This is a genomic window from Shimia sp., assembly GCF_965227725.1.
Lineage (GTDB): Bacteria > Pseudomonadota > Alphaproteobacteria > Rhodobacterales > Rhodobacteraceae > Shimia.
On the sequence record NZ_CBDDGH010000005.1, the window covers coordinates 48,061 to 73,129 of the forward strand.

Below are 25,069 nucleotides of genomic sequence, written 5' to 3' on the forward strand. Positions count from 1 at the left end.
GCTTTTCTTTGCTCGGGACACTATTTGCCCGTTGCCACCATACACGGGTTTGTTATAGGTTAAGAAACCCTGAACATCATAGCAGAACAGTCGAGGACGCCACGATGAGCCGTTTCGCCGCCCCTATTGCCGAGCAAATCTGGGATATGAAGTATCGTTTCAAAGAGGCGGATGGCACGCCGATTGATTTGTCGGTGGAAGACAGCTGGCGGCGGATTGCGCGCGACCTTGCGCGCGTGGAAAAAGACCCGGCCAAGTGGGAAGACAAATTTTACGCTGCGCTGGAAGACTTTAAGTATCTGCCAGCGGGCCGCATCACCGCAGGTGCAGGCACCGCGCGTCAGGTGACACTGTTTAACTGCTTTGTGATGGGCACGGTTCCTGACAGCATGTCCGGCATCTTTGACATGCTCAAAGAGGCGGCGCTGACCATGCAGCAGGGCGGCGGCATCGGCTATGATTTCTCCACCATTCGTCCGCGCGGCGCGGATGTGAAAGGTGTGGCGGCGGATGCTTCTGGCCCGCTGTCGTTCATGGATGTTTGGGATGCGATGTGCCGCACCATCATGAGCGCGGGCAGCCGCCGTGGTGCGATGATGGCGACCATGCGCTGTGACCACCCTGATATCGAGCATTTCATCACAGCGAAGTCCGATCCGGCGCGTCTGCGGATGTTCAACATGTCCGTGCTGGTGACCGATGCGTTTATGGAAGCGGTGAAGGCGGATGGCCCTTGGGAGCTGGTCTTCAAAGACCGCGTGTATCACACGGTTCAGGCGCGTGATCTGTGGAATAAGATCATGCAGAGCACCTATGATTATGCCGAGCCGGGCGTGATCTTCATCGACCGCATCAACCAGCGCAACAACCTGAGCTACGTCGAAGAGATCGCGGCGACCAACCCGTGCGGGGAGCAGCCGCTGCCGCCATATGGTGCGTGTCTGCTGGGTTCGATCAACCTCGCGCGTCTGGTGACCGATCCGTTTGAGGCGGCGGCCGAGCTGAATGAGGCGGCGCTGACCGATCTGGTGGCAACTGCTGTGCGGATGATGGACAATGTGGTGGATGCCTCCAAGTTCCCGCTGGAGCAGCAGGCGCAGGAAGCCCAAGCCAAGCGCCGCATTGGCCTTGGCGTGACCGGTCTGGCGGATGCGCTGTTGATGCTGGGCCTGAAATACGGCACCGAAGAAGCCGCAGCACAGACCGAAGCCTGGATGAAAGCGATTGCGCGGGCGTCCTATCTGGCCTCTGTGGCGCTGGCAAAAGAGAAGGGGGCCTTCCCACTCTTTGACAAAGAGAAATATCTCGCTGGCGGTATGGTGCAGGATCTGGATGAGGACGTGAAAGCGGCGATTGCAGAGCATGGCATCCGCAACGCACTTTTGACCTCGATTGCGCCGACCGGCACGATCAGCCTTTATGCGGGCAACGTGAGCTCTGGCATCGAGCCGGTGTTTGCCTATGCCTACACCCGTAAGGTTCTGCAGAAAGATGGCTCCCGAACCGAGGAAGAAGTCGTTGATTATGCTGTGCAATTGTGGCGCGACAAGTTTGGCGACAAAGAGCTGCCAGACTACTTCGTGAACGCGCAAACTCTGGAGCCAGCGGCGCATGTGCGCATGCAGGCGGCGGCGCAGAAGTGGATCGACAGCTCGATCTCAAAGACCATCAACTGCCCCGAAGACATCAGCTTTGATGCGTTCAAAGACGTCTACATGCAGGCGTGGGACACCGGCTGTAAGGGCTGCACCACGTATCGTCCGAACGATGTGACCGGCTCGGTTCTGACCGTATCGGAAAGCGATGAGAAGGCGCCGGGCGAGCAGCCAGCCGATCACGTGGCCGACAGCGGTGAAGTGATCTATATGAGCGAGCCGCTGGAGCGTCCGCAGAGCCTTGAAGGCGCGACCTATAAGCTCAAGTGGCCCGATAGCGAGCACGCGATTTACCTGACCGTGAACGATGTGATCATCAACGGCCACCGCCGCCCGTTTGAGGTGTTTATCAACTCCAAAAACATGGAGCACTACGCCTGGACCCTAGCGCTGACACGGATGATTTCGGCAGTGTTCCGTCGCGGCGGCGATGTGTCTTTTGTGGTGGAAGAGCTCAAAGCGGTGTTTGACCCTCGTGGCGGCGCCTGGATGGAAGGCAAATACATCCCCTCCATTCTCGCAGCCATCGGCGGCGTGCTGGAGCGCCACATGATCGCGATCGGCTTCATCGAAGGCGAGGGCATGGGGCTGAAATCTGACCCGAAAGCCGAGGTTGTGGCGGTGGGCGAAACCCCACGCGGCAAGGCCTGCCCCAGCTGCGGAGACTTCTCGCTGCAGATGGTGGAAGGCTGCATGACCTGCACCAGCTGCGGATATAGCAAGTGCGGGTGAGAGTGCTGGGGTAGTGTTGTCTGACACACCATAGGATTTCCGTTTGGTGTTTGAGGTTGTTGTTTTGCCCTTACGAATGAGGGTGAAGGCTCTCTTTTCGCCCAGAACCAAAGCGGAAGTATCGTTGGTACGAACTCAGAAGGGCGGCGCAAATTTGCGCCGCCTTTTTTGGTGTAACGATCTTGAGGTTTGTAGAAGCCCTATACCTTTTCAGTCTCCGGGATGACTGGCAGAAACTCAGCAAGCTGATCTCCCGACAAAACCCTGGCGGGTTTCAAAGCCTGCGCCATCTTCGCAAGCCTCGGCGGGCTTGGAAGAACAAAAAGCAGCGTGAAGCCTAAACAAGATTCACCTTAGCGACGCTGCAAAACTGTCCGAAAAAGTGGGGCCAATTCGGCCTTTGCGGAGATCTAGTACATCGGGCGGCTGTTTTAGGTCGTTTCACCCTAAGGCATTAGACTGCTCTAATCCTGCTTCAGCAGGCTAAGGCAACAGTCCCAGATATACCTCTTGTTTCAACCCTGTCATTCTCAGGCTGGATGAATCAGTGAATTTGTAAGCTTTCTAGCTGGATAGGATAGGTTTGGCACCGCTTGAGCACCAAGCCTGCTTGTATACAAGCCAAATTCTTTGGCTCCCCAATATCGGGGAGAAGGAATGGTCGTGGATCTATATCGGGCCTAATCTCGGAAACGCCCCAATCTCCTGTTTCGGTTTCTCGGAACACGACGGTAGCGGTCTGTAGACCAGGTAAAATTCTCAAAATTTCATCACACGCAGACTTAAGACCTTCGGTGAGCTTCACGTCCGTGTTGATCACACTCAACATGCGGGCGAAAGTTCTCGGCTGAGGGAGAAACGTGCCCCTCGGCAGCACGTCGTCAGGAGCCAAAAGCTCCTTTCTGGATTGCCGTTGAGACAAAGAGATCGATCCGCGCCGAAAGAAGAGGGTTCTCTCGAGTTGCTCCAATGTACTTTCTTCGCCGGTCGCACGCACTGATTGATATTCAAGCTGCGCGGCGGCGATTGCGGCGCCTCCCACGATGGCAACTTCCAAGGAAGAGGCGGTTTCGAAAGGCTGAAAAATGATTTCCCAATCAGAGTAAATCTTCCTGAGAGATCGAAGACGATTTGAATCTTCAACCCAATGCGTTTTCATCTTATGCCGACGCTTAAGTGTAAATGCTCGGCCAATGGGACTTGCACAATCATGCTGGGCGATTTCGCTATGATTCAAGCGGCTTTGCGATACCACACTTACGCCATTGGCATCGAGCGCATCGCGGAGAGCCAGCCAACGCCACGGGGCAAGCGCACTTCTAACAGTGCTGGAATTCTGTTGTAGAGAATAGAAATCGGCAGCAGCAGGCCTTTGCTTTACAAGGATCTTGGGCGTTAAGAACTTTGTTCCAGCACTCGACGCCATGATGGCATCTGCGACTTGTTTATCAAACGCATCATTTATCTCCGGCGCATAGGAAACGCTCACTTCTTTCTCGGTACAGGGAATGGACTGATTGCCAATGTTGGGCGTTTGGTCAAACAGGTTTTCAAAAAAAGGGACATGCGAACCATGTGTCGCGTGTCGGAAAACGCCACCGACGGGTCTGCTGTTCATCTCACATATAGATGCGTTTTTTTCAGTAAGAGGCGCGGCAAAGTCTTCAGAGAGTACGTCTATACCCCAAAATGCCGTAGGATCGACGGCACGCGCTGCGTCTTGGGCCATTTGCGTGATATCTGGATGGATTTGGTTTGTGATAGGCACCAGGTCAGCGCCATCAGTGAAATTAGGCGAAACTCCAAGTAAAACCAATTTGTCGCGTTGGGGGACATCATCGGGTTGCAGCCCTTGTAGCGTCAACAGCCGTCGTTGGCTGATTTTGAGCTCGAGCAGGTGCGCATCCTGAGTAGCTGGCAGAGTTGCACGCGCCGCGTTTTTGATTTCGACAAGCTCGGAAATTGTTCTATTCCCATCTCCGACAACATGCGCAGGCAGCCGTAAGTAGGCCGCAACGATTTTGTCACCAATCAATAGAATTCTGATATCGACGCCTTTGACATACTCTTCAACTATCACAGGCCCGTTTCGCGAAACCGACTTTGCGTATTCAAACGCCTTTTTAAGCTCATGGCGCGACTTAATGTTGGTTGTCACACCTTTGGCTTCAGTTCCAAACACAGGCTTCACCACCGCATCACCACGCAACTTGTCAAAAGCGTCATGAGCTTGCGTCAAATCGTTGCAAACCTCTCCGTAAGGAACGGAGATACCCTGCGCGCTCAGAACAGTTTTGGTCAGAAACTTGTTGTTGCTAAATTCTTCGGTGATTGGACTGACCCAAGAAGGGCGAGTAACATCCATCCCGAACAAGTTTCTGTCGGTTTTGCACAAAAAATTTGGGGGCGATTTGGGTCCCAAATAAGTGAGCTCAACACCGAATTTTTTTGCGGCCGCATCAATTTGCCCAAATCGCCAACGTGCTGGCTTTGATTCATATTTGGTAAATTCGCGGCAATTAGCAGGGAGCGTGTCGTAGGCGCGTTGACATGCCTCCACGTATTCTGGATGGAGTTCGTCAACCAAGTCATTCACTTTCTCAGCGGTCGATGGTCCATCAGCTTTCTCAGTGAACATGCGAAAGCTTTTTGGCCTCGCCTCTTTTACATCCAACCGAGCAACGCGCGCGTTTGCAGGGCCCTCTTCAAGAGCACGGCAGAACAGTTTCAACTGATCTTCGGTACAAGTGGCCATTGCCTCTACACGGCCGTCTGGTCGGTTGCGAACCCATCCTTGAATGCCCAAAGTAGCAGCTTTTTGTAACGTCCACTTGCGAAAGCCGACTTTTTGAACTTTGCCGTAGACGAGGAGGTGGTAGCAGTCACGTTCAGACATACGGGATATCATTGAGGCTAGGCACCGTTAGATCCAGCAGTGCGGCATATGCTTTGTCATTCCTGCGCAATTTTAAGGGCAACTGCATAGACAAAGACAAGAGACGCCGGTCAGCGAAGGGATTCATATAGAACTGATTGGGAAACCCATGCCAACGCGCACCCTGGCTATGTGGAAGCGTTATGTCCAGCCAAGCGAGGTCATGCACCTTGTTCTTTCCTTGAGGGGGCAGCGTTTCATACCATTCCAAAAACGCATTAAACCAAAGCTGAAAATCCCGTTGCGTTTCATCAGGACCGTAGATTCTAAGCCGTTTGACGGCGTGTTCTAAATTCAAGCTGCCCTCGCGTTGCCGAGCCCAATTTGTCGCCCGAAGTATGCCCATAATATTCCCTCTCAGAACAACAAAGCCTTTAGGCAGCTGTTCGTGTACAGCGAGCGTCTTAACTTCTGGCCCAAAAGTGGCGTAGCCATTCGAAAGAAAATAACTCTGCCGATGTTTGAACGTCGTCTTCTGAAAGCCGTAGAGTTGGTGGCGGATGCCTAAGCGTTCACAAATTTCCTTTGCAATATTTGCATCTTGGCCAGATTGCTTGTGAAACCGCCAGGTAAACGCAAATTCGGCGCTTTGGACATCTTCAATCCCTGCACCAAGCAGACATCTGGAATCCCGCCCACCGGAAAGCGGCAAGATACACTTATGGTTCCTAAGCAGAGCCCGCAAATTTTGAGATAGCCGCTCATTGATGCTTGCCACAACTTCGTTGACCTGATCTTCAGGCCTCGTTTCGAGATCACTGTCATGCCTGGGCCAGAAGCGTTTGGGACGAAAATCACGCAGGCCAAGATAGTGGTTCCCGAGCAGCCGTTTCACTCCGAAATCTCTGGTATGGCCCAGCGAATACTGTTTGCGGCGTCCTGTAATTTCCTGCCAGGGAAAAATTGGATTCGGGTGAATTTCTCGATCGAGACAAAGGCACAAAGAGGATGCGACGATGCGAGCATCCGGATCATAGACCACAGCGTAGTCGGCAACCGGATCTGTATAAACTCTTTGAGCGTCGTTGGTTAGAAAGATCGCGACGTAGCGGCCAGCGAGCCCTATGACGTAACGCTCAACTACATCCCAGAAATTCACCGAAGTTTCTTCGCAAGGCAGTGTTTGGGTGCTGTCGACGCAATGCCCATCACTGTCGACTGCGACTCCTAAGATAAAGCCAATAGGCAAACCTGTGGCAGACACGACTTTCGCTACAGGTAAATCCTGACAATGCTTAAGGTGCCAGCCATTGAGGCTTTTTTCCGTCCACTCGGGTACATCTAGAGCTCTGTTCTGGGTAAGAAGGAACTGGTTTCGAAACGTAGCCTCAAACGAGAAACTGTTTTTTTCGCATAGTTTCTGGGCGATTAGCATGTCGTGAACCCGATATCGGCTTTTTAAGAATGTCGAAAGTGAACCGACAATAGTAGATGTGAGCCCACTTCCAAGCCTAAAAACACTCAAGCCATCTTGGGGTATTTTTGTTCGCTATGTCTGAAGGCATGGCCTTCCAGGATTGCCTCAATTTCTTAGTTATCAAGGGACTGTTGTCTTAGTCAGCTGAAGCTGTATTGGAACAGGCTAATGCCTCAGGGTAGAGCGGCCACAAACAGTCGCCTGATGAACTGAACCTCTGCGAAGATACCTGGTTGCTTGTTACAGATGTGTCTGCGTTTAGTGATAGGTCTTGTTTCAATGCCGTTCAGGTTTGCTTTGTCTGATCTCAAGCCACGAAAGCTGCGGCGTTATCCGAGCAATCGTTTCGATTATTCCGTCAAGGTTTTGTGACTTCGATGGCGAGCCCATTTGCTGTTGTCCTTTTCGGTGCGCTTTTTCCTCAGTTTATCGACCCGACTATGCCGGTGCTGCCGCAACTTCCCATTTCGGGTGTTACGTACTTGGTTGTAGATGGAGAAATTTTACTTGTGTGGGAATGGCTTGGAGGCCGGGCGGCTAAGGCACTCAAGAGGTTTTCTTTCAGCCTCTTGAACAAGATATGCTGGGCACCATGATCGGCGCGGAATACTTCTTGGCGAGCAAAGACTTTCAGCCGCAACGGTAGCCGCAAGAACGCACCGCCGAAATTCTATCAGTGGCGCAGAACGCTTAGCATTAGGCTAAACCGACACCTTCGGCACGAGATCACAAACGGTCGTTAGCGTCTGTGTGCCGTTTCGTTGTTCTATCCACGAGTGGTCAGCAGGAAGAAGCAGCCTTCCCATGCGAACAACTCTATATCTACTTGAGAATTCGCGAAAATCTTGATCCCGCGACGACATCAATAACCAATAAATGCTTACCCCGCTGCGACCCGATTTCTAACGTAGGGAGATTTCTGTGCGCGCTGTGTAGGAGATTCCCCCACAACCGAAAGGAGTTTACCGACTGCCGAAAAATGCTGCGCTGCCGCAAGGTGCTGGGTGTCAGACAGATATTTTGACCACATGCACTTAACGCGAGGATTTTATGGCGAATATAAGCATTTTCGGTATTGGCTACGTCGGGGTTGTCGCTGCGGCTTGCTTGGCCAAAGATGGCCATAAGGTCATTGCGGTTGACGTGGATCGTGGGAAAATCGATGCCATCAACGCAGCCATTTCACCCATCGTTGAAAATGGCCTTGATGCCCTTGTAAAAGAGGTCGTCGAAGCAGGTCGTCTCGAGGCGACAGATGATGTTCAGTACGCGATCAATCACTCGGATGCATCTTTTGTCTGTGTAGGAACCCCCAGCGCTGCGGATGGCTCTGTTGGCCTGAAGTATGTTGAGAGTGCATGCGAAAACATCGGTCGTGCGATTGCTGCGAAGCCGAGCTTCCATTCCGTCATCATCAGGTCGACCATTGTTCCTGGCAGCACCGAAGGAACCTGTATTCCAACCTTGGAGCGTTTCTCGGGCAAGAGTGCCGGTGCCGACTTCGGCGTTGGGTATTATCCTGAATTCCTGCGTGAAAGCACCGCAATCGAGGATTACTACGACCCTGGCTTGATCGTTTTTGGCGCATTGGAAGAGAAAACGGCGGCAATCCTCAAAGAGATCAACGAGCCTTTGAATTGTCACATCCACAGTGTGGATGTGCGCACCGCCGAGATGGTGAAATACACCTCCAACACATGGCGAGCAGTGAAGGTCACCTATGCCAATGAGATAGGCAATATCGCGAAGGCCTGCGGCTTGGATGGTCAGACCGTGATGGAGATTTTGTGCTCTGATCAGAAGGTCAACATCTCACCTTATTTCATGCGGCCTGGTTTTGCATTTGGGGGATCCTGTCTGCCCAAAGATGTTCGGGCTTTGCGCTATTTGGCCCAATCCAAGGATGTCGCTGCGCCTTTGTTGCACGCGGTTTTGGAGGCCAATGAAGCGCAAATCGCGAAAGCGGAGCGCATGGTGCGGGACGCGGGGGCCAAGAAGGTTGGCTTTGTCGGTGTGAGCTTCAAGCCGGGCACGGATGATCTCCGAGAAAGCCCGCTGGCCGAACTGGCGTCGCGTTTGATCAAGGGCGGAATGGGCGTCGAATTTTATGATCCCTATGTCCATGAAGCCTACGCCAACGAGAATTCCACCGCGGGCCGGGGAAATGACGTTGTACCGGATCTGGCGAGCCGAATTGTTCCGGAACTCAAGGAGTTGATCGCGCGGTCAGACGCCATCGTGGTTGGCAACCTTTATAAAGACACCGTCGATGAACTTGGAAAAGTGTCCGGCTCAAAACCTATGGTCGATCTGACACGGCTGCGGCGCGATTTGACGTCAGCCGGGTCCTATGAAGGCATCTGCTGGTAGTTCTTCGATGCTCAGTCATATCGCATATTTTGCCATTATCATTCTGTTGATTTCCTTTGTTCCCGCGGAGCGTTTGGGGAATGCCGAAGAAGCGCTGATCTTGATCGGGTTCTTGGGGGCATGGCGATATAGCTGGGCATCGGTGAATTTCGCTCGGGCGATATATTTTAGGCGTTTTGCTTATCCCAGGGAGAAAGAACGTGCGGTGAAGGACTATGCGTCGCGTCCTGGGGCCGCACATGCCTATTTTCTGACAACATCGTATAAGATTGAGCCTGAAGTTACGATCCCCGTCTATACCAGTGTGTTCACTGCGGCTGCGAAGTCCAAAGGGGGCGCAACGATCGTCTCTTCGGTGGTTGATGGCGCTGATGAACGGCTGATCCGGCAGGTGTTCTCCTGCATGCCTTGCGACATGAGCGGCGTGAAACTTATCATTGACCGCATCCCCGGCACCGGAAAAAGAGACGCTTTGGCAAAGGCCTTGTCGCTGATTTCGCGAAATTGCCCCAGCAGCAGCGACGTGGTTGTTTTTGTGGACGGCGACAGCTGTGTGCCTGCGAACATCGTTGATCAGGCGGCGCCATTCTTCACCAATCCTCAAGTGGGCGCTCTGACAACTGATGAAGCGGTCGATATTCCGCAGCCTGGTTTTTTCAGGGATTGGTTCAAACTGAGGTTTGATCAGCGTCAGATCATGATGTGCTCGATGGGGCTGAGCAAACGTGTTCTCACACTGACCGGGCGCATGTCTGTTTTTCGGGCCGATTTGGCCACCAATCCCGATTTTATCAAATTGATCCGCAGTGATTTCATTGATCACTGGCGGCTGGGAAGGGTCAATTTTCTGACTGGCGACGACAAGTCGACTTGGTACTGGCTGCTCAAAAATGGCTATGAGATGGTCTACCTGCCGGACGTGCGCTCGGTCTCGATGGAAACGCAGCCCAAACCCACGTTTTTCGGGAGCGCCATTGCTCTGATGGTGCGCTGGTTTGGGAACATGCTGCGCACCAACGGACGCGCGCTTGAAATTCCGAGCCGTCGTATCGGGCTATTTGTTTGGTGGTCTATCTTCGACCAGAACCTGTCAATCTGGACGACACTTGCAGGGCCTCTTTCAGCAATCACGGCAGCCATCTTTTTTGATCCGATTGTACTGCCCGCCTATTTCGCCTGGGTGATGTTCACGCGCTATATGTTCTGCGCCATGATCTCGCTCTTTCGGGGGCATTGGTTCCCAGTGTCATACCCCTTTCTGTTGTACTTTGGTCAGCTGGTAGGCGCGGCGGTTAAGAGCTTTGTTTACTTTCGGCTTGATCGGCAGAAGTGGACCCGACAAGCCGCCAAGGGCGGGCAGAAAGCGCCTCGTTCCACCTCTGAACGCCTGAAGTCCTACGGATCAATTTACCTTCATGTACTTGCACTTGGATGGCTCTCGCTCGCCGTTCTTTATCTCACAGGCGCCGCATAAGCGCTGAAAGGGGGAACCTCATGTCAAACACTGAAAGCAGCCACAATACATCTCTTCCGCCCAAGGCGTTGCCCGAGGAGTTTGTCTTTGAAGACGAACACCCCATGCTGACGATCCCGTTTGGTGCCATCATTGATGACCGGCGGCTAGAGGGATCATGCATCTCATTGACGAAGGCTGAGGTCACAGGATTGCTGCCCAAGTCTCTGAATGGAAACGAAGAGCTGGTAACGCTTCGATTTGATTTTGATGGATTTTCAATCAATCTCTTTGCGGAAGCCCGGATTGAGCTGAGCGAGGAAAGCGACAATCCGAAGGTCAAACTCAGCTTTACCAATCCCACGGGCGAGCACCTCCCGCCCATGCGTTATATTCTGAACAGCTTTATAGCTGGCGATATGGTCAATATGGGCGCTTTGTTGGGTTTCACAGGCCCAACCAAAGCCAAGCCTCCCGCTCCGAACGCGAAGACAAGCGTCGCGCGTCGTGCCGCGAATGGGGTGCGTGGCGCATTTTTCGCCGCGATGGGGGCAGGCCTCGTTTTTTTGGCGGCAAGCATGTTTATTGAGCGGGTCGCCTACAAATATGAGGAAAGCCCGGTTGTCTTCACCCGCGCGGGCGACATCATGCGCGCAACGGCTTCAGGACAGATTTCATACATCAATTTCGACGCCGCAGAGGGCGAAGTCGCCTATTCAATCAGCTCAAATTCTGGCGACTTGCTCAGCACAAAGATGCCCTGTGATTGTGAAGTGCTTCCCTACAGTGGGCTCTTTACCGGTGGGACAGTGCTGGCGGGGGATGCCCTTCTCAAGGTTGCCGAGCCAAATGCGCCTCTGGTGAGCGAAACCAAACTGAGCAGTGAGGGTGCTGCGCGTTTGATAGACGGTGACACTGCAGAAATTGAGCTGGCTGATGGAACGGTCTTGCCGGCACATGTGCAGATCGTTGAGACCGGCGCGCAGGTGGACTTGCGTGGCTACTCCAAAGTGAAGCTCACCCTGGCGGATGCCGCATCCCGCTCGATAGAGCCCGGGACGATTGGCCGCCTTCGGCTGCGGGACGCTGCCATCAGCAATATCCAACAAGCATTTGTAAAAATTGGAAATTTCTTTCCGGGTTTTGCGTCCTGACGCGATTGGAATTTGGAGAATAGGAAGATGAAAGACATACACCCCCTTATTCTTTGTGGAGGTTCCGGTTCGCGCCTTTGGCCCTTGTCTCGATCACAAAGCCCAAAGCAGTTTCAAAAAGTGAACGGCCCATCTTCGCTGACCTTTTTTCAGACCACCATTCAGAGGCATCGTGCAGAGAATTTTGCGCAGCCCACAATTGTGACAGCGGCACAGCATCAGCACACCGTGAAGCGCCAGTTGGATGAGTTGCAATGCTCCGCCGATGTGATCTGCGAGCCGATGGGCCGCAATACCGGACCTGCGGTGATGGCCGCGGCCATTCGGGTCGCGCAAAGAGATCCCGAGGGGATCTTGCTTGTGGTGCCGTCCGATCACGTGATCACCGGGGATATCAACAGCCGTTTGCGTGAGATGAGACAGGTCGCGCTGGATGGCCGCATCGTGATCTTTGGCATCAAGCCATCTTACCCTGAAACGGGTTATGGCTACATCACCGATGGCGGGTCGATTGCCAATTTTAACAATCTGCAGCGCGTTGCCTCCTTTGTTGAGAAGCCGCCGATCGAACAAGCGACTGCGTTGCTGGCATCAGGTGCAGCGTATTGGGCGTCAGGCATTTCGATGTTCACTGCGAGCACCATCATCAAAGAAATGAAAAAGTATGACCCCACGACCTTCAACGCGGTCTTCTCTGCGGTGGATCGTGGCGATGAGATCAACGACAATTTGTTGCTGCATCCGGAGAGCTTCCGCAAAGCAACGAATGAACCGACAGAACGTATTATCTTTGAGAAATCAAAACGCGTTGTGCTCGCCCCTCTGGATGTCGAATGGGACGATGTCGGGTGCTGGACGTCGATGCACGCGATTGCCGATCAGGACAAAGAGGGCAACTCGTTTCATGGCGATGTGATTTCGGTCGATACAACCAACGCTTTGGTGAAGGCCGATAAACGTCTGATTGCAGTCGTAGGCATGTCAGATGTGATTGTTGTGGATACGCCTGATGCGGTTCTTGTGACACAGCGCGGCAAATGCCAGGACGTCAAAGAGGTTGTGAACACGCTGAAGGATGAGCAGCGGAGTGAAGCCGTTGCGCCAGTGTCAAAAGACCATGTCTGGGGGCAAAGCACCCATATCATGCGGTCGCCCAGCTTTGACATGTCGGTGATCAGGATAAATGCAGGCGCTTCGATCAAGCTTGACGCGCTTCCGGGCCGCCAGATTATTCCCGTCTCGGGCAATCTGCAGATCTTTGACGGCCTGCGCCGGCGCGCGCTGGACATAGGTGAACGGCTGGCGATGCCTTCGGAAGGGCGCACCACTCTCACAAACAATGGCAATGACGCCGCTGAGGCTCTTTTGGTCACGATGGCGGGCAGTATCGAAACTGAGCCATATTGGGAAAAGGTCCAAAATGCGTAGTGAAACAAGGCGCATTGTAAAAACTGCGGTGGGCGCTTGCGCCGTTGCAGTGGCTTTGTCCGGCGCCGCGCTGGCCAATCAAATCGCAGATTTTTCGCATCTCGAACGTGCCTATGCGGACGTCTTTGAGAAATATCGCGCAAAGCAACTTTCTGGTTCTTTTGATGTGTCGGCCGCGTTGCTCGGTGGCAAAAGCCGCGATCTGACGGTTTCTCAACCCAGCCATGAAAGCACCGGAGAACCTGCTTCGGTGATTTTTGCCAATACACGGCTGGTTCTGGGGCAGCTGTCTTTGTCAGCCGGTTCCAATAACCAACTTTCGATTGTTCAGGCACAAAGCGATCAGGAACAGCGCAGTCTCACCATCCAAGGCGGGCAGCTCAGATTTTCTGAATTGGTTTCGATCGTGCGCGCAATGGAACAGCAGGCGGATCTGATCGGTGTTGATGGGTTCAAAGTGCCAATCGCTATTTGGGCGGATGCCGAGTTGGTATTGGAGCCAAACGATCATCTGCGTCTCAGTCGCTCTGACGGGGCTTTTGTGGCGAATTTCGGTCGCTTGACCGTCTTTGAAAGTCAAATTTCCGGGAGTGGATCAGCCAATCTGCGCGAGCCCGACTATAGGCCATTTGTTGCGACGGCAGGCACCGGGATTGCGTACGTCAAAAACTCCCATTTGGAGAGCCTGGGCTTTGGGACCACAGCGGCTTTCTCTGGCGTGTCCCTTCTCAGTCCTGGACTTTATCAGCCCAGCGAATCCAGCGTTATTCAGGGCAACACGTTTCTGAACTCAGGGCCTGTTTCTGTAAAAGGCGCGCGGGGCGCCGATGTGTCGGGGAATTTGTTTCTAGAGTCCATCGGACCGGGAATGGTGGTTCGTGGAGGCGAGGGCGCGCAGGTCGTTGGCAATACCTTTGTCGCCCCAACGGGAGGCAGCGCCATCCGTGTGACAGACGGAGCGTCTGGCACCTATGTGGCAAACAACTTGATACTGGCGTCTTCTGCGCAAGGCATTGAGGTGGAAGGTGCTGGGGCGCAAACGCAGCTGCTTGGCAATCACATTTGGAACAGTGCCCGAAACGGCATTTCTGTCTCAAGATCAGACTGCACATATGTCGATGGCAACTATATTTTTTCGGCGCAAAGCAGAGGCATTTCGCTTTCCTCATCGCGAGGCAGCGTCATCAAGAACAATCGGATCTTTAGAAATCAGAGTGCGGGCATTCACGTTACCAATCAGCCGGTTGGCACCAAGACCCGGTTGATGGGCAACCAGATCACCGCAAATCGCGTTGGACTAAGCTCTGCCAGTGCAGCGGACCTCTTGATGCAAGACAATGACTTTTCTGAGCAATTTCCACGTTTGCTCGAAGGGGATCTCATTTTTCAGAGCAGGCAAATTCTGCAGGATTTGCACGGCAAACAATTCGTGACTCTGGCATCGGCTGGTGTCGACCAATTTGCTTTGCCAGAGCTCGCATGTCGCAACACTCAAGCACAGGAGGGGTAAGAATGGTCTTTTCGTCGGAGTCTTTCCTCTTTCTCTTTTTGCCCGTGTTTCTGGCGATGTACTATCTCACGCCAGTCCGTTTGAGATCCTATCCGATCTTGCTTGGCAGCTATGTATTTTATGCGTGGTGGCGCGTCGATTTTCTCGGACTTCTTATCCTAACAACGGCCTTCGCCTATGTGATTGGCCAAAAGGTGGCCAAGCATAAGGGAACCGCGAAGGGGCGTACCTTTCTGGCAATTGGGGTTGTTGGCTGTCTTGGGGTTTTGGGTGTCTTCAAATACCTGAATTTCTTCATCGACAGCTTCGCCATGCTGTTTGGGACGGACGCGGCCGGGCTTGGCGTGCATTGGCGACTGATTTTGCCAATTGGTATTTCCTTCTATGTTTTCCAAGCGTTGAGCTATCTCATCGACGTCTATCGAGGGGATGCAAAGGCGGATGCCAACTTCATAGATTTCGCCGCGTTCATTGCGCTTTTCCCGCAGCTGATCGCCGGACCGATCCTGCGGTACAAAGATCTGGAGGATCAGTTCCGCAAGCGAGACCACAGCGTTGAGCTGTTTTGCGATGGGCTGGCGCGTTTTCTGGTGGGCATGGCCAAGAAGGTCATTCTTGCTGATGCGGTGGCACCACTTGCCGATCTGGTCTTTGGTGCAGACAGCCCCGGGATGGTGATCGCTTGGGCCGGGGCAATCGCCTATATGCTGCAGCTCTACTTTGATTTTTCCGGCTATTCCGACATGGCGATTGGTTTGGGGAAAATGATGGGTTTCCGCTTCCTGGAGAATTTCCGCTTCCCCTACATCAGCCGCTCAATCACAGAGTTTTGGCGGCGCTGGCATATCTCCCTGTCCAATTGGCTGCGTGACTATCTGTATATTTCACTGGGCGGCAATCGGGTGAGCCCGGGGCGCACATACTTCAATCTGATGACAGTGATGGTGCTGGGCGGACTGTGGCACGGCGCGAATTGGACCTTCGTTCTCTGGGGATTCTGGCATGGTGGGCTGCTTGCTGCGGAGCGTTTCGTCGGCTGGGACAAGCGGGCGCAAGAGCATTGGTATGCACTGCCTCTCACCCTGTTTTTTGTCCTGATCGGGTGGGTCATGTTCCGTGCGACCTCAGTCTCGGAAGGGGTGGGTGTGTATGCAGGGCTCTTTGGCTTCAATGGAATTTGGGGCGATGCAGCGCTTTATTACGAGGCTACCCGCGAGAGCGTTTCTCTGGCCCTGATCGCGATTTTGGTTGTTTTTCTTGAGCCGCGCATCTTTGGGCATTTCAGCCAATCACCCCAGCCGATTGTCAGTCACGGCGGGACAGCGGCGGCGGTTGTGAATTGGAGCCAGGTGCTTGGCACCCTAGGGGCGCTCCTTTGCGGAACCTTGGCCATCTTGAAATTGGCCGAGCAGAGCTTCTCCCCATTCCTGTATTTCCAGTTCTGAGGGCCGCATGATGCACTTCAATCTTGCTATGAAACTAACCTTGCCAATCGCTTTTTTCGGATACGCTGTTGTCGCCAATTTGGCACTCAGCCGGTCAGACATTGCCGGGCCGGATTTCGCCACCCTTTTTGACGGAAAGGCGACGCAGGAAATTGACGGGATCTATCGAGATAACCTACCGCATCGCAGCGCCGCCGTCGCCTGGATCGGTGCCGCTAGATATGTGCTGCTCAAAGAGGGCCGCTTGGGTGTGGTGCCGGGGCAGGACGGTTGGCTCTTTACGGACGAAGAGTTCCGCTCTGCTTCAGCAAATGACCACGGATTGAACGAAGTTACAGATTGGATTGCCAGTGTTTCTGCCGATCTAGATCGGAAGGGGACACAGTTGGTCGTTGTGCCGCTTCCAGCCAAGCTCGACATCGCGCGGGATCACTCAAGCAACGTCGCTCAATCCGATGCAATGAATGCTTTCTATACGACCTTTCTCGCTCAGTTGGACGCCAAAAGTGTTGCGGTTGTTGACACCTACGACGCGCTTTTGGGAACTTCTGACGCATTTTTTCAGACCGACACCCATTGGACAGGTGCGGGCGCAGATGCGGTGGCAAAAACCGTTGCAGAGTCTGGTTTGGTCCAGTGGGGCGCAGATAAATTCGAAAAGATCTACGCTGAGGAAGTCACCTTTAGCGGCGATCTTATTTCGTTTGTGACCTCTGATGCATTGGCACCGCATGTGGGTTTACCAGTTGAGCGAGAAGTACCCTACAGCGCAGTGGCACAATCTGAAGAACCTGAAACCGGAGCTCTGGATCTGTTCGGAAGCGACGGGCCGACACCCTATGCTCTGGTCGGCACAAGCTATTCTGCCAATGAAAATTGGAGTTTTGCCGAAGCTCTGAAGCTTAGATTGCGGCATGATGTGCTCAATTTCGCCGAGCAAGGGCAGGGCCCAATCGCCCCAATGCGGCGCTATTTGGAGACTGTCTCCGAACAGGAGATGCCTGAAACAGTCCTATGGGAGATACCCGTTCGCTACTTGACTGATCCCGAGATTTTGCAGCTCCGGGAGGCGGGTTCATGACGCGGGTTTGGATGGTTGCTTTGTGTGCCTATCTGGCATCCGTACCGCCGGTGTCTGCACAATACGTCGAGGTGACAGCTGGCCGTGCTCATGTGGGCGCGAGCAATGACGGGAGCAAAGAAGTCTCGTTGGTCACGGGGCTAAAGAATAGCACCGATCTGCCGACGCCAGAACTCATTGACGCTCGCAGAGCACTTGTTGCGGGCAGTCATGTCTCACCTTCTAAGATACGCGCATTGGCCGATCTGCAAGATGGTTTTGCCGCCTACCGGTTTGCGCAATATCTTGAAGCCAAGTCCGATCCGGATCTGGCAGCGGATGTGGCCCATTATTATGGAATTGCAGCTGCGACAGGGCGGGGCGGCGCTCTGCGCGGCATGGTTCAGGCGCTTCAGGAAATAGACCCCGAGAGGACTTCTGAGGGCCGTTTGCAAAGCCTGAAGGCGGTGTTCCTAGCCTATCTTCGTGCAGGTAATTCTCATGCTCTCAAGGTGGTTGTGGGTTTCCATATTTCTGAGAAACCATTTGGACCGCTTGGCGATGACATCGAGAAGATTGTGCAGCTAAACGGCGCTCCGGGTGCCGGGCCGATCGCTCTGCAATTGGCCAGTGTCACTTTGCAAACCAAAGATGCTGAGCTGGCAGATCTGGAACGGGCGAGAGCCTATTTGGAAATAGCGCGCGCCTCTCCCTCCCTCAGCGTCAGAGCGACAGCCGTAAACCTCATCCCCGTCGCTGAAAGTGCGCTCAAGAAGCAGCACATGGACGGTCTTGAGCAAGCAGGAAAGGAAAAATCGGATGGCTGAATTTATGCGGCGACTTTCTCTGGCACTTGGATTTGCAGCCTGCGCGACGGCAAGCCATGCGTCAAATTTTGGCTGCGTAGGCCTCGAAACGCAGGGAGATTTGCCAGCCATAGAAGGCAAGGACGGTGTGATTTTTCGCATCAATGCAGATCTTCGCATGTACCATCCATTTTCGGACGCAACTGTTCGCCATTTGGGGGCACTGTCTGAGGCCCTCGCGGAGAAGGGCACCACCTTGGTGTATGTTCCGATCCCCACAAAAAGCGTCACAATGCCTGACTATTTACCTGAGCGCGCCCCGCTTTACGGTTTTGATTTGCAGGTGGCAACGAGGGTTCACACGGAAATACTGACTCGGCTGGAGAACGCTGGCGTTATTGCGGTTGATGCGCGCGACGCCATGTTGAAGGCACCGGAAGGTGATCTTACGTTCTTCAAAGCGGATTTTCACTGGTCTGCGCGTGGCGCAATGGAAACAGCCAAAGAGATCGCCAATGTCATTCAGTCTCAACCGAGCTACGCCGCGCTTGAGAAGACCGAATACGCCTCTCATCCCCTAAAATCTGAAGTTGCGTTCTCTGGCATGCGTCGTGCGCTGCAAAAGAAATGCAAGCTGGCTTTGCCAGATCCAGTCACAATGACTTACGAGACGGTTGCTTTGACCTCTTCAGATTTGGGCGATGCGGGGCTTGATTTGTTCGGGGGAGGGGAGGACGCGATTCAGGTCGCTCTGCTCGGGACGTCTTTCTCTGACTCGCCGATCAATAACTTTCCCGGATTTCTTGCTGAGTATTCGCAGCTCGAGGTCATCAACTATGCCATTACAGGCGGCAACCAATTTGGTGCCATGACATCCTATCTGACGTCAGAAGAGTTTGCGCAAAGCCGGCCGAAGTTTCTGATTTGGGAGAACCCGATCTACAACAATCTGGCACAGTATGGCGATCAGCCGATGCGTGAACTGATCGCTGCGGCGCGAGGAGAATGCACCAAAGCGATCTCGTTTGAAGTGAGCAGCGACCGGCGCTCTTTGGTTGCGGATCTGGATCAAATTGATCTCACCCATGATCATACGCTCTTTCTTGACACCGATGGCAGCGCCGGACTCCGCGCTGATTTTGACTTTACCTCACACGATGGCTTGAGCCGCGTTAAGTCGATTGAGCGTGGAGAGCGCCTGCGTCGGACCGGTCGATTTTACATGCCCGCAACAGGGCTTTGGCAGACCGGTGCAACCAAAGTTTCCATTCATTTGTCCGAACCCTTTGGCCCCTCGCCATCGCTATCACTTTGCCCTCCACAGTTGAAGGATAACTCATGACACGTATGTTTCTTACTGCCCCTGTTGCCGCGGCAATTGTATTGAGCCAAGCTTCCATCCTGCAGGCCGCGGATGACAATCTTTACCAAGATGTGTTCGCACCGAATTCAAGTTTTATCCGGGTTCTGGCTCCGGATCAGAGCGTTGCCACCGTTGGGAGCAAGAGCCTTGAAGGTTTGAGCGATGGGCCGACGGAGTTTGTGAATGTGATGCCTGGTGAGGTGACGGTGTCTCTGACTGGGGCATCTGCCACCGTGCAGGTCGAGCCCAATATGCACTACACCATCGTGTCGCATTCCGATGATCAGGCAACAGTCCAGATCGACACAATTACGGGCAGCCCGTCAAAGGCCGACGTTACTTTCTACAACATGTCGGACGCCGACAATCTGGAGCTCTACGTGCCTGCGGCAAAGGCAAGCGTCTTGACGGGCGTGAATGCGGCGAATGGCAAATCCATCGCGATCAAAGCACCTCTTACATTGGATTTCGAGGTTCGTCGGGAAGGCGAAGTTCTGGCAACGGCAACCCAAGTTCAGCTCCAGAGGAAGGCGGGGGTGACCATCGTTTTTGCCGAAAATGATGGCGGCTATTCCGCGCTTGCCACGCCGAATGCCTATTTGAAGTAAGCTTGATTTGAGGAAAGTGTGATGGCGAAATTCTCATTTAAAACGGTGTTTCATCTCAAATTCCATGGGCTGTTTTTAGGAGCTTTGGCGGCTCTGTGTTGCCCCGTTGAGATCAATGCCGAACCGCTTAAGTTGGAATTTCGCCCGCCTGAAATTGCTCCCCAAAATGTCTGTGTGTCCCGTTCCAGCGATCAGGACACGATTGCGTTTTGGGAAGATTGGGGTGGTCAGTCATTTGCGGGCATGAAGACGGCGTTGGTGAAGCGCGATATAAAGCGACTTCAGCACATTGATGCGAAGCGATGGCTTCCGACCATTGAGAAAGTCATTCTCCTGCTTGAAGAGCTTGACCCAAGTTACGCGGGCAAAAACGCGCTTTTGGCGCGTATCCAAGCGATGCAGGCCGCAGGTGAATATGACCGCATTCGCAATTTGCAGTTGGTGCAGCAGTTGGCCAGTGCGGCCAATGAAGCCTCGCCGCGTATTCAAAACGCCCTTGCCAGTTTTTATCGCAGCGGCATCGGCGTCGAGCGTGATGTTGCATTGGCAGATCAGCTCCTCATTTCTGCCGGATATGCGGGCAATGCAGATGCGTTACTCGCGCTGGCAAAGCGAGACCTGTCTGGAAATCCGGTTGCGGGCTGGGATGTGCCCAATGAACTGTCTGTGACGATGGCCTTTGGGGCTTTGGTCGGGGAGTTGAACACCACGATTTGTGATCGAACGGCGCGAATAGCGCGGGAATTTCGCAATGGCGAGGTCGTCGCGCCCAATGCTGAGCTTGCGCGAGAGTGGTTCCGTTTCTCAGCGGACCTTGGGGATGCAAACGCCGCATGGAAGCTCGTGGAATATCACATGCAATCCGAGGAATTCGACAAGGACAACGATGTTCTGCTGAGGTATCTGCGCCAGGCGGCTGACGCGGGGCTTCCATTTGCTCAAATCGAATTGGGCCGGTTGTACGAACAGGGCGCGTTGGTTGAGCAAGACCTTGATCAGTCTCTCGCATTGTTCAGAGCCGCTGCGCAATCCAACCAGCGCCCCGGTTTGACCCGGCTCGGCCTCTTTATCGAAGAGCATGAGGAGGTTTACCCTCATCTGGTCGAAGAAAAGATCGAGACATTCAACAAATTGGCCACGCTGCCCGACGCGCCGGGGTGGGTCTTCACCCGTCTGGCGGCACATGCGCAGCTCAGTCAGGGGCGTTGGGTGGGCATTGATGCGGCGTTGCCGCTTCTAGAACGCGCCGCGGAATTGGGAGACATGGAAGGAACGGCACGCCTTGCACAATTGCTGTTGGCCAAAGATCGTAGCGCAGTCAGTTTTGAGCGTGCTGTGAACCTTTTGAGCCGTGTGGTTTCACTGCATGGTGGTGTGACACCCAGTAAGCAACTTCACGCTGCCTTTATGTGCCAAGCGGCTGACAGCCCACGCCTTGTGGAAGCCTCCTACTGGGGTGATATCGAAGCAGCGACAGACACAGCAAATGTCGAGCTCTCCGGCGCAGAAATCGTATCTTTGGTCTCTTCGCAAGATCCGTCTACCGTGGCGGTCCTGCAGTCTCAGGCCCTCTACGGGCGTCCGTCTTCCCTTGCCAGTTGGATTAAGTTTCTTGACCTTGACCCAAATGCTGATGCGGAATTGCGGCACTTTTGGGAAGTCTATTCCGGTCAATTTAACTTTGTTCTGGAAGCACTTGCCAAGCTGGAGCTTGAACTGGCGGCAAGCCCGGATGATCGTGTGGCCGCGTTCAATTTGTTGCGTCGCGAATTTCAGAAATCGGGTGCTGAGGCGGCTGTGACGCTGGCAAGAGCGCTTCTGGAAGATAACTCCGGCGAGGTGAACGACGAGATCACAGAGATCCTGAGAGTCTCGGCCAGACTTGGCATCGGGGATGCCATTCAGCTCTTGGCGTCTCTGCGTTCCCAAAACGGAACGCCGCACGATGTCTATCTCGAATACAAGGAGCTCATCGAGAGGGACGGAGATTTTGATGCGCTCCTCTTTGCCGTTCCTTTCTTGGAGATGCCTGACCGCATTCGCTACATGGATCGCGCGGTCAGTTTGATCCAATGCGACTACAAGAATGCCATGAAACTCGCGCATGTCGCCTTCCTCAACGGTATGGAAGATCTTGGCATGCAGTGGCTGGACATTTCGGCGCATCTCACTGGCGAAAACGCATGGGCCTATAGGGATCTCGCGGAGGCCAAGTTGGCATATGAGGGCTCACCTGCGGCCGTGCATGCGAAAGAGCTTTTTGAGTTGGCGATTGCAGCGGGGGATGCCTCGGCGAAACACAAGTTGTTTGATCTCATGATTGACCCGGATGCTGAGACATTTGCGCCAGAAAGGGCTGCCCTGATGATTGAGCAGGCGCTTGAAACGGAAGATCACGAGACCCTTTCCGCGTATTTAGGGCGCTACCGGCGCGCGGACGGTCAGGTGAAATCCGTGCTCGAAGCGCGATTGGATTTGCCTCAGATTCAACGAGTGGCGGCGGAAACCGGTGATATTTTCGCTATGCGCAGCTATGGCGTTTATCTTCGCGAGACAGCTGAGGGCGCAAGTGATCTGTCTGCCTCTACCCTGTGGTTGAAGCGCGCGGCAGAAGGTGGCGATGTGACGGCTATGGCAGACTATGGTCAGGCTTTGGCGTTTGGCATCGGAACCGAGCCCGATTTGGGAGCCGCCAAACAATGGCTTGCGGCGGCTGCCGAGCAGGGCAATCAAAAAGCAGGGGAGATCATAAGGCTGGTGGCCCTCAGTGCCGGGGAGGGAAGCTGATGCAAAATCGGCTTATGACAGCTCTCGTGATGGGGGCTTGTATGAATGTGCTGGGCGGTGTTGCGCAAGCGAGCACGGATCAGGGATGTGCGGCGGCACCGAAACCGGTTGTTTCACTGGATCACGGCAGTCGCTACATCGCGGATGACAGTTCCCGCTCGATTGTTGATCCCACCTCCAATGCAGATGTGAACGCCCAGCTCAAACCGATCGACGCCTTTATCCGCAGCCTTGTCCAAGAAGCCAACAGCGTGCTTGCGCAAAAAGGCGATCCTGCGCAAAGCGCCAATTGTGTGGTTGCTCAGCTGGCTCACTGGGCCCGAGCTGACGCACTTTCTGATCTCAAAAATCTCACAGCCAATTTTTCAGTTGGCTCCAGGTTGGCCGGGTTTGCCTTCGCCTATGCGCAGGTGCGCCCCTATGCAAATTCAACCCAGGAAAAGCGCCTCATTGAGGCATGGCTGTTGCAACGGGCCCGCGAGCAAATGGCGTTTTGGGAAGAAGATGCGACGCCCGGTTCCAAACGTGGCAACTTGCGGGCCTGGGCGACACTCGCAATCAATCTGGCGGGGTATTTGACCAAAGATGACAGTGCCTTGCGCTGGTCAGCCTGGTCGGCGACCTTTTTGCAATGTCAGGCTCTGGAGGACGGCAGTCTTCCGCAGGAGATGAAACGCGGAAAATATGCGTTGCACTATCAATTGCACGCCATCGCGCCCTTGGTTGTCACAACTCTGTTGCTGGAGAGGCAAGGCTTGTCCATTCGGGGTGTTTGCGATGATGCGCTCATCCGGATTGTGCGTTTTGCCATGAGTGACCTGGAAACGGGTGAGAAGAGCCAGGCCTATTCGGGAAAGCCACAAAGTTATTTTGACGGCTCCGAAAGCCTAGAGAAATATCAGCTGGCTTGGCTTGAAGCCTATCTGCTTCTTCATGAGGACGCAGGGTTGACCAAAATTGCCAATGGTTTGCGCCCACTGTCACACTCCAAGCTTGGTGGGCGGCAAGATCTCCTTTGGCAGGCGGAGCTTAAATAGGTTTGATCAGACACTCATATTAGACAACCAGCTGCAATATTGGTGTCTGTGATCTCAGTCGGTCGAAGGTCAATATACAGCCTTAAGTGGTTTTTCTGTGAGCGTGCTGATTCGAAGCGCAGTGGTGCTGAGATCAGAATTGGCCTTCGTTTTGCGTGCCACCCGCATTCGCACTTTAGTGAATAAGTATATTATTTGCCGAGAATTTGTGCGCTGGCAGAAGTAAGAAGCACTTTGAGCGCTTACTTGGCGTAACTCTCCGGAAATACTCATCAAAACGTCACATTTTTATATGTTAACAATGTATTAACAATACTGGTGTCGCGACCCAAAAAGATTGTATTGGGTGGCTTTTAACCTTTGTAAGTGTGTAGAGAGTTTTGTTGGTTGCTTTGATTGAATCCAAATTTACTTGGAGATTTGACGTGAATAGCGCAATCGTTTTTGACAAAAATCCATGCTTGGCAAGCTCTTTGGCTACTCAGCTATCCTCTGAAACGTCCATTCAATGTGAGGGGTATGCATTCGAGAAAGATCTCCTTTTGGTTGTTGAGTGCAGTAAGCCAAAGGTTGTGATCGTTGATCCCGCACATTTGGATTTATCCCAAAGTTATGACATCTCCGACTTTCAAAATAGCGTCTGTGATGTGTCGCCGGAGACGAAACTTCTTTGTTACAGTTTTGAAGTCACAAATTCGATGGTCCAGGCGGTCACCGAAGCCGGCTTTCATGGGTGTATCTCGAAGTATTCCACCTTCCGCCAACTGGAGTTGGCTATAGAAGTGGTCATGGGAGGTGGCGTTTACTTTGATAAGTTCTTCTCAGGGCATGTTTTGAACACGGGTGACCAAGGGAAAGACGACGTCCTGAGCAAGCGAGAAAAAGAAGTTCTCGTGGGGATCGCAAACGGATTGGCGAGCAAGCAAATCGCCTATGATCTAAACATCAGCGCCAAGACGGTTGAGACGTATAAGTCCAGAGCCTCAGGCAAATTAGGCCTCTCCGACCGCGCACAGGTCGTAGAATATGCAAGATCTAGTGGGTGGATTTAGTATCCAGTCATCGCGTTGAGTGGCATTGTCAGTCTAAGGCCTGTAGGCATTTGGCTTCGCCGTTGGATATAGGTTCAAAGTGACACTTCCAAAAGGTGATGTTCGAATAGACTTGAATGGATTACCTCTCGCGGATCACCAATGGCTTCCGATTTTAGCGACGTGTCCTGGCGGTTGTGTCTGACTAGGTAGTACAGCAATTCAATTTGTCGCAACTTCGTAATTATCTCTTCCTGGTTGTGATGTTTTTTGCCAAC

At 53.4% G+C, this 25,069-nt stretch carries 16 protein-coding genes; 14 read left to right on the plus strand and 2 right to left on the minus strand.

The genetic code is table 11. The features are described 5' to 3' along the window. Positions 1 to 104 precede the first annotated feature (104 nt). Positions 105 to 2,387 (plus strand): adenosylcobalamin-dependent ribonucleoside-diphosphate reductase, encoded by a 2,283-nt coding sequence (locus tag ACO07T_RS10640; protein WP_422049391.1) that lies wholly within the window; start codon positions 105 to 107, stop codon positions 2,385 to 2,387. A gap of 544 nt (positions 2,388 to 2,931) precedes the next feature. Here ACO07T_RS10640 and ACO07T_RS10645 read toward each other — a convergent pair. Then, entirely contained in the window at positions 2,932 to 5,283 is a 2,352-nt protein-coding gene (locus ACO07T_RS10645) for an acylphosphatase (protein ID WP_422049392.1), read from the minus strand. After that, positions 5,276 to 6,697 carry a hypothetical protein gene (locus tag ACO07T_RS10650; RefSeq protein WP_422049393.1) on the minus strand — a complete coding sequence of 474 codons (1,422 nt, stop codon included), beginning with the start codon at positions 6,695 to 6,697 and terminating at the stop codon, positions 5,276 to 5,278. The genes ACO07T_RS10645 and ACO07T_RS10650 overlap by 8 nt, the downstream gene beginning before the upstream one ends. A gap of 1,092 nt (positions 6,698 to 7,789) precedes the next feature. Here ACO07T_RS10650 and ACO07T_RS10655 point away from each other — a divergent pair. From ACO07T_RS10655 to ACO07T_RS10715, 13 genes are all read left to right on the plus strand, one after another. Further along, on the plus strand, positions 7,790 to 9,109 hold the full coding sequence (locus ACO07T_RS10655) for a nucleotide sugar dehydrogenase (RefSeq protein WP_422049394.1): 1,320 nt from the start codon (positions 7,790 to 7,792) through the stop codon (positions 9,107 to 9,109). Continuing rightward, positions 9,090 to 10,583: a glycosyltransferase gene (locus ACO07T_RS10660; protein ID WP_422049395.1), complete on the plus strand. Its 1,494-nt coding sequence runs from the start codon at positions 9,090 to 9,092 to the stop codon at positions 10,581 to 10,583. Before ACO07T_RS10655 ends, ACO07T_RS10660 begins: the two co-directional genes overlap by 20 nt. A gap of 20 nt (positions 10,584 to 10,603) precedes the next feature. Then, positions 10,604 to 11,716, plus strand: coding sequence for a hypothetical protein (locus ACO07T_RS10665; RefSeq protein WP_422049396.1), 1,113 nt, complete (start codon positions 10,604 to 10,606; stop codon positions 11,714 to 11,716). Between the two features lie 27 nt (positions 11,717 to 11,743). Then, positions 11,744 to 13,144: a mannose-1-phosphate guanylyltransferase gene (locus ACO07T_RS10670; protein WP_422049397.1), complete on the plus strand. Its 1,401-nt coding sequence runs from the start codon at positions 11,744 to 11,746 to the stop codon at positions 13,142 to 13,144. Between the two features lie 55 nt (positions 13,145 to 13,199). Continuing rightward, positions 13,200 to 14,654 (plus strand): right-handed parallel beta-helix repeat-containing protein, encoded by a 1,455-nt coding sequence (locus tag ACO07T_RS10675; protein WP_422049398.1) that lies wholly within the window; start codon positions 13,200 to 13,202, stop codon positions 14,652 to 14,654. A 2-nt stretch (positions 14,655 to 14,656) separates the two neighbouring features. Further along, the gene (locus tag ACO07T_RS10680) at positions 14,657 to 16,099 is read left to right on the plus strand and encodes an MBOAT family O-acyltransferase (RefSeq protein WP_422049399.1); all 1,443 of its coding nucleotides are present in this window, start codon (positions 14,657 to 14,659) and stop codon (positions 16,097 to 16,099) included. Between the two features lie 7 nt (positions 16,100 to 16,106). Beyond that, a complete protein-coding gene (locus tag ACO07T_RS10685; RefSeq protein ID WP_422049400.1) occupies positions 16,107 to 17,180 on the plus strand; it encodes an alginate O-acetyltransferase AlgX-related protein in 1,074 nt (357 codons plus the stop codon). Beyond that, on the plus strand, positions 17,177 to 17,986 hold the full coding sequence (locus tag ACO07T_RS10690) for a hypothetical protein (protein WP_422049401.1): 810 nt from the start codon (positions 17,177 to 17,179) through the stop codon (positions 17,984 to 17,986). The genes ACO07T_RS10685 and ACO07T_RS10690 overlap by 4 nt, the downstream gene beginning before the upstream one ends. Then, the gene (locus ACO07T_RS10695; RefSeq protein WP_422049402.1) at positions 17,979 to 19,307 is read left to right on the plus strand and encodes an alginate O-acetyltransferase AlgX-related protein; all 1,329 of its coding nucleotides are present in this window, start codon (positions 17,979 to 17,981) and stop codon (positions 19,305 to 19,307) included. The genes ACO07T_RS10690 and ACO07T_RS10695 overlap by 8 nt, the downstream gene beginning before the upstream one ends. Then, complete coding sequence (locus ACO07T_RS10700) at positions 19,304 to 19,936, plus strand: alginate O-acetyltransferase AlgF (protein WP_422049403.1); 633 nt, start codon at positions 19,304 to 19,306, stop codon at positions 19,934 to 19,936. Before ACO07T_RS10695 ends, ACO07T_RS10700 begins: the two co-directional genes overlap by 4 nt. A gap of 21 nt (positions 19,937 to 19,957) precedes the next feature. Further along, positions 19,958 to 22,723: a hypothetical protein gene (locus tag ACO07T_RS10705; protein WP_422049404.1), complete on the plus strand. Its 2,766-nt coding sequence runs from the start codon at positions 19,958 to 19,960 to the stop codon at positions 22,721 to 22,723. Next, positions 22,723 to 23,760 (plus strand): alginate lyase family protein, encoded by a 1,038-nt coding sequence (locus tag ACO07T_RS10710; protein WP_422049405.1) that lies wholly within the window; start codon positions 22,723 to 22,725, stop codon positions 23,758 to 23,760. The genes ACO07T_RS10705 and ACO07T_RS10710 overlap by 1 nt, the downstream gene beginning before the upstream one ends. Before the next feature lie 425 nt (positions 23,761 to 24,185). After that, complete coding sequence (locus tag ACO07T_RS10715; protein WP_422049406.1) at positions 24,186 to 24,812, plus strand: response regulator transcription factor; 627 nt, start codon at positions 24,186 to 24,188, stop codon at positions 24,810 to 24,812. Positions 24,813 to 25,069 lie beyond the last annotated feature (257 nt).